At 64.1% G+C, this 6,889-nt stretch carries 4 protein-coding genes; 2 read left to right on the top strand and 2 right to left on the bottom strand.

Going from position 1 to position 6,889, the window contains the following annotated elements:
• The first annotated feature begins 262 nt into the window (after window positions 1–262).
• Window positions 263–877 (top strand): LysE family translocator, encoded by a 615-nt coding sequence (locus NKJ37_RS05320; RefSeq protein WP_023811728.1) that lies wholly within the window; start codon window positions 263–265, stop codon window positions 875–877.
• Window positions 878–881: 4 nt separating this feature from the next.
• Here NKJ37_RS05320 and NKJ37_RS05315 read toward each other — a convergent pair whose 3' ends face one another.
• Window positions 882–1,205: a YciI family protein gene (locus NKJ37_RS05315; protein ID WP_352773063.1), complete on the bottom strand. Its 324-nt coding sequence runs from the start codon at window positions 1,203–1,205 to the stop codon at window positions 882–884.
• Between the two features lie 136 nt (window positions 1,206–1,341).
• Window positions 1,342–1,905, bottom strand: coding sequence for a peroxidase-related enzyme (locus NKJ37_RS05310; RefSeq protein WP_023811730.1), 564 nt, complete (start codon window positions 1,903–1,905; stop codon window positions 1,342–1,344).
• A 136-nt stretch (window positions 1,906–2,041) separates the two neighbouring features.
• On the opposite strand from NKJ37_RS05310, the gene NKJ37_RS05305 reads away from it, so the two are divergent.
• Window positions 2,042–6,832: an NAD-glutamate dehydrogenase gene (locus NKJ37_RS05305; protein WP_352773060.1), complete on the top strand. Its 4,791-nt coding sequence runs from the start codon at window positions 2,042–2,044 to the stop codon at window positions 6,830–6,832.
• The last annotated feature ends 57 nt before the right edge of the window (window positions 6,833–6,889 follow it).

The following is a 6,889-nucleotide window of genomic DNA, read 5'->3' as shown; positions in this document are numbered from 1 at the left end:
ATCTCTCTCGTGTAGATACAAGGTGGCGCCGCGAAGCCGAGACGGAGAGGGGGCAGGCTCGGCGTTCCAAGCATTCGGAGCAAACTCACCAGCGCCGCAGGCCCCCTCTCCGACCGCTTCGCGGCCACCTCTCCCCCGCTTTGCGGGGGCGAGGAACCCAAGCCTTGGTATGTCAGCGCAAGGCCCGTATCGGGTTGCCTTTGCCAGAGCCGCAGCTGTCGAGTATTTGTGGTTGATCGAGCCCCAACCAGGGACCCTGGCCATGCACCTCACCTCGCTGCTCATCTTCGCCGCCGCTTTGTTCGTTGCCGCCGGCTCGCCCGGGCCATCGATCGCGGCGCTTGTCGCGCGCGTCATCTCGAAGGGCTTTCGCGACGTGTTCCCGTTCCTGCTCGCCATGTGGATCGGCGAGGGCATCTGGCTGTCGCTGGCGGTGTTCGGGCTGGCTGTCGTGGCGCAGACCTTCCATTTCGCCTTCGTCGTGGTGAAGTGGGCCGGCGTTGCCTATCTCGCTTATCTCGCCTGGAAGATGTGGACCGCCCCTGTCGACGCGAAAGAGGGCGAGATGCCGCGCGAGGATTCTCCGGCAAAGCTGTTCTTTGCCGGCATGGCGGTGACGCTCGGCAATCCCAAGATCATGATGTTCTACCTGGCGCTGCTGCCGACCATCATCGACCTCGCTTCGGTCAGCATCGTCGGCTGGGTCGAACTGACGGCGACCATGGCCGTGGTGCTGGTCGCCATCGATCTCGCCTGGGTGCTCGCCGCTTCGCAGGCGCGCAAGCTTTTGAAGAGCAAGCGGGCCATGAAGATCGCCAACCGTGTCAGCGCGACGACGATGGCCGGCGCGGCGGCCGCGATCGCGGCGCGGTCCTAACCCGTCACATCATTTCAAGGATCGGCGCGATTTCGACGCTGAAACCCGGATCCATCAGGATCGGGCAATCCTTGGCCTTGGCGACGGCTTCGTCGATGTCTTTCGCTTCGACGATCGTGTAGCCCGCGGTCGGATTGCTGCCGCCATTGTTCTCGACCTTGCCGCCGGGCAGCACCATCTTCGACATGCCGACCGGATTGCCGCCGTCGACCACGGCCGAGCCGAGCTTGCCGTACCAGCCGTTCCAGGCGTCCATTGCGGCTTTCCGCTCGGCCTCGTCGGTCGGCATCTTGCCCGAGCCATGATAGACGTAGAGATACTTCGCCATGTTCTCCTCCCTTGGTGAGCGGCATCGAACCGGCATGGGGTCATGCCGCCTGCCGATCATCGGACCAAACCGGCAAACAAGCAACGAGAATGCGAAACTGCTAATATAACGCTCGACCTGGCCCAGCTGCCGCGCCTCACCGCGCCATGGCGTGGTATTCGTCGTTCGGCCGCATATCGATTGCCGCAGCCACCCGGTTCGACATGTTGAAGAAGGCTGATGTCGAGGCGATGTCCCAGATGTCACGGTCGGTGAAGCCGGCCTTGCGAAGGGTGGCCCGATCGGCCTCGACGATCTTAGCCGGTTCTTCCGTCAGCTTGACGGCGAATTCGAGCATTGCGGTCTGCTTGGGCGAAAGATCGGCGGCGCGGAAATTCATCACCATCATTTCGCCGAGCGCCGGGTCGCCGGACAGCTGACGTACCGCCGCGCCATGCGCGGTCAGGCAATAGTAGCAATGATTGATCGAGGAGACGACGACCGCGATCATCTCGCGCTCCAGCTTCGAGAGGCCGGAATCACCCAGCATCAAATCGTTGTACATGTCGGTGAAAGCGCGCAGCTTCTTGTCGTCGAAGGCGTAGGCCTTGAGCACGTTGGGGACGAGGCCGAGCTTCTCCTCGCATTTGGCGAAATAGGCTTTTGTCGCGTCGCTCAGCTCTGCCTGGCCAAGGTCAAGCGCGGTGATTTTGCCGGTCATGGGTCATTTCTCCTCGTTGCGCGGCATCTTGTCGCCAAATTCCGATAATTCTTGGCAAGCCGTCAAACCTTTGTCGCCAAACAGCGGTCATCTGCTACCATAGTCGTAAAAGCATTCGACGGGAGGGACGTGCGTCATGGCCAGCGTGAAATCCGCGAGCAAGCCGAAGAAAAAAGCCACGGCAGCGACAAAAGCGGAGGAAAGGCCAGCCAGGCTTGCCGACTATCTGCTCGCCCGCGCGCCGGCTGAAGACATCGCCACCTATGAGGTGGCCGACCTCGAACGCGCTGCCGATCTCGCCGGCCAGGCAGTCGCCACTCACAGGAAAGGCGAGTGCGTCGTCGCCGTCGATGCCGATTCGGGTGTTGTGCGAGACGGCCGCCCGATGACGGTTGTCACAGTCGTCAACGACAACATGCCGTTCCTGTTCGATTCCATCCTCGGCGAGATCACCGAGACATCGGGCGAACCGACCCTGGTCACTCATCCGGTTATCGTCGTGCGCCACGGCAAGGGCGGCGTGGAAGAAATCCTCGGCGACGGCAATTTCGCCAAGGACGATGGCAGCCACGACAGGCTGAGCGTCATCCATGTCCACATCCCACGGCTGACATCCGAGCAGGCGAGCGGATTGAGCGAGCGGCTGCGCAAGATCCTTGGCCAGGTTCATGCCGCCGTTCACGACTGGAGGCCGATGCTGGCCCGCCTCGATCAGGCGATCTCGGAATTCCGCTATACGGCCGTGCCGCTCGACAAGAAGAGCGTTGCCGAGGCCCTCGCCTTCCTGGAATGGCTGCGCGACGACAATTTCACCTTCCTTGGCATGCGCGAGTTCAAATACACCGGCGGCGAGGAAAGCGGCACGCTTGAGCGCGCCGAAAAGCCCGGCCTCGGCATCCTGTCCGACCCCGACGTGCTGGTGCTCAGGCGCGGCACCGAAGCGGTGACGACGACGCCGGAGATCCGCGCCTTCCTGCATGGGCCGGAGCCGCTGATCGTCACCAAGGCCAATGCCAAGTCGTCCGTGCACCGCCGCATCTATCTCGATTACATCGGCATCAAAACCTACACCGCCAAGGGTACGCTCGCGGGCGAGTTGCGCATCGTCGGCCTGTTCACCTCGACCGCCTACACGCGCTCGGTGATGAAGATCCCGTATCTCAGGTCAAAAGCCGAAACCATCATCGCCAAGTCCGGCTTCGACAGGCACGATCACTCCGGCAAGGCGCTGATCAACGTTTTGGAGAGCTATCCGCGCGACGAACTGTTCCAGGTGCCCGTGCCGGTCCTGAGGAAGCATGCCGCTGCCATTCTCGGCCTGGTCGAGCGGCCGCGGGTGCGGGCGCTGGTGCGCGCCGACCAGTTCGACCGCTTCGTTTCGATCCTCGTCTTTGTGCCGCGCGACCGCTACGACAGCGTGGTGCGCGAGAAGATCGGCTTCTATCTGAAGACCATGTTCGAAGGCCGGCTGTCGGCCTATTACCCGGCCTTCCCCGAAGGCGGGCTGGCGCGTGTGCACTTCATCATCGGCCGCTCCGGCGGCAAGACGCCGAAGGTCGAGCAAGCGACGATCGAGGCGGCGATCCGCGACATCGTGCGTACCTGGGAGGACGCCCTTTCCGATGCGGCCGAGGCCAGTGGCGGCGACCAGGCTTTGAAGGCGATTGCCGCGCGGCTGCCGGAAAGCTACCGCGATTCGTTCAGCGCGGCGGTGGCGCTGGCCGATGCCAGGCGTATCGCCAGGATCAGCGCCGGCAATCCGATTGCCATCGACTATTATCGCCACGCCGAGCAGAAGCCGCACCAGGCGGCGCTGAAGATCTATCACCACGGCAGTCCTGTGGCGCTGTCGCGCCGGGTGCCGGTGCTGGAAAACATCGGCTTCCGCGTCATCAGCGAGCGCACTTTCGAGGTTGGCGATGACCAGTCCAGCTTAGTCTTTATTCACGACATGGAGCTTGAGAACAGCTACGGCAAGCCGATCGACCTGACCGATGGCGGCGCGCTGTTCGAGGACGCATTCCTCTCCGTCTGGCGCGGCGACGTCGACAATGACGGCTATAATGGCCTCGCCCAGACCGCCGGCCTGTGGTCTGGCGAGATCACCATCCTGCGCGCCTATGGCCGCTATCTGCAGCAGGTCGGTATTCCGCAAAGCCAGGATTTCATCGCCGCCGCGCTCAATCGCTATCCCGACATCGCGCGTGGCCTGCATGCGCTGTTCATCGCCCGGCTTGGCCCGACAGCCGAGACCGAAGGCGTGGTGGCGGCAAAGCACCTCAAGGCCAAGATCAAGGATGCGCTGGAAGACGTTCCCAACATCGACGACGACACCATCATCCGGCGCTATCTCAATCTGATCGAAGCCTCGCTGCGCACCAATCATTTCGTTGCCGATACGAAAGAGAAAGGCCAGTCGCTGGCGATCAAACTCGATTCGCACGCGGTCGAGGGCTTGCCGGCGCCGCGACCGTGGCGGGAGATCTTCGTCTATGGTTCCGAGGTCGAAGGCCTGCATCTGCGCTTCGGCCCGGTGGCGCGCGGTGGCCTGCGCTGGTCCGACCGCGCCCAGGACTACCGCACCGAGGTGCTCGGCCTGGTCAAGGCACAGCAGGTCAAGAATGCCGTCATCGTGCCGGTCGGCGCCAAGGGCGGCTTCTATCCGAAGAAGCTGCCGATGAGCGCCGGTCGCGACGCGATCTTCGAGGCCGGCACCTCGGCCTACAAGAATTTCGTCTCCAGCCTGCTGTCGATCACCGACAATATCGGTCTCGACGGTGTCATCCCGCCGGCCGGCGTCATCAGACGCGACCCGGACGATCCGTATTTCGTCGTTGCCGCCGACAAGGGCACGGCGACTTTCTCCGACACCGCCAACGCGATCTCGGAGAAGCACGGCTTCTGGCTCGACGACGCCTTCGCCAGCGGCGGCTCGGCCGGCTACGACCACAAGAAGATGGGCATCACCGCCAAGGGCGCCTGGGAAGCGGTCAAGCGGCATTTCCGCGAGATCAACCGCGATATCCAGACCTCGTCCTTCACCGTCGTCGGTGTCGGCGACATGTCGGGCGACGTGTTCGGCAACGGCATGCTTTTGTCGCCGAAAACCCGGCTGATCGCCGCCTTCGACCATCGCGACATCTTCATCGACCCCGATCCCGATATGGCAGCCTCGATGGCCGAGCGCGAGCGCATGTTCGCGCTGCCGCGTTCGAGCTGGCAGGACTATGACAAGACGAAACTGTCGGAAGGCGGCATCATCGTCTCGCGCAACCAGAAGTCGATCACCTTGCCGTCGGCGGCGGCGGCGGCGATCGGCCTGGCCAAGATCACCGCCACGCCGGTCGAGATCATGACCGCCATCCTCAAGGCGCCGGTCGATCTTCTGTGGTTCGGCGGCATCGGCACCTATTTGCGGGCATCGACCGAGACCAATGCCGAGGTCGGCGACCGCGCCAACGATGCCATTCGCATCACCGCGCTCGACGTGCGCGCCAAGGTGATCGGCGAGGGCGCCAATCTCGGCGTCACGCAGCGGGCGCGCATCGAGTTCGGCCTAAATGGCGGCCGCTGCAATTCCGACGCCATCGACAATTCGGGCGGCGTCAACTGTTCCGACGTCGAGGTCAACATCAAGATCGCGCTGGCGTCCGCCATGCGCAAGGGGTCGTTGACGCGCCCGGCACGCAACAAGCTGCTGGCCGAGATGACCGACGAGGTCGGTTCGCTGGTGCTGTCCAACAACTACCAGCAGACGCTGGCGCTTTCGATTGCCCGCAAGCGCGGCCTCGCCGATATCGCGCATCAGAGCCGTTTCATGACGGCGCTGGAGGCGCGCGGCCTGCTTGACCGCATTGTGGAGACGCTGCCGTCGCCGGCATCGCTTGCCGAGCGCGAGGCGCGCGGCGAACCGCTGACCAGGGCCGAACTTGGCGTGCTGCTCGCCTATGCCAAGATCGTGCTGTTTTCCGACATCGTCGCCAGCGACGTGCCTGATGACGCGCATTTCGATCGCGACCTGATGGGCTACTTCCCGGACCGGATGGCGAAGAAATACGCCACTGAGATCCATGGCCACCGGCTGCGCCGCGAGATCATCACGCGCGTCGTCGCCAACGATCTGGTCAATCGCGGCGGCCCATCCTTCGTCAACCGGCTGCAGGAAGCCACGGGGCGCACCGCCGCCGATGTCGTGCGCACTTTCGCCGTGGTGCGCGACGGTTTTGCGCTGCCGGGGCTCTATCGCGAGATCGACGCGCTCGACAACCAGATCGACGGCCAGGTGCAGCTCGATCTCTATCAGATGGTTAGCCGGCTGATCTACGTGACCAGCGGCTGGTATCTCAAGAACGATGCCGGCACGGCACCCCTCGGCCAGCGCATCGCCGAGCTGCAGGAAGCACGCAAGGCGCTGGAACCCAAGCTTGTTTCGCTGCTGCCGGCTTTCTCGCGCGAGCGCATCGAGGAGAAGCGGCACGGGCTGTTCAAGAGCGGCGCGCCGGAAGGGCTGGCCGGGCAACTGGCGCTCAGCGAGGTGGCGGAACTTGTCCCCGACATCGCGCTGACGGCGCGCACCGCCGGCGCCGATATCGTCGCCGCGGCCAAGGCGTTCTTCGCCGTCAGCGATGCCTTCCGCATCCCGCGTGTCGAGGACGCCGCACGCTCGATCACGCCTTCGGACTACTATGATCAACTGGCGCTGTCGCGCGCCACCGACACGATCGGCGCGGCACGGCGCGGCATCGCGGTGGCGGCACTCACCGGCCACGCCAAGACGGCCGATCCGGTGGTTGCCTGGCTGGACGCCGGCGGCGAGCGGGTGGCGCGCATCCGCGAGCGGCTGCAGGCACTGACCGAGGGCGGCGACATCACCGTGTCGCGGCTGTCGGTGGCGTCGGGGCTGATGAGCGATCTGACGGGGATGTGAACCGTCGACGATCACCACACGCATCACCGGATGCGTGTGGCTCTTTTCGAATGCCAT

Source organism: Mesorhizobium sp. M0140, from assembly GCF_040322475.1.
GTDB lineage: Bacteria > Pseudomonadota > Alphaproteobacteria > Rhizobiales > Rhizobiaceae > Mesorhizobium.
The sequence above is the reverse complement of the archived record's forward strand: the minus strand, read 5'-3'. Positions and strand labels throughout refer to the sequence as shown.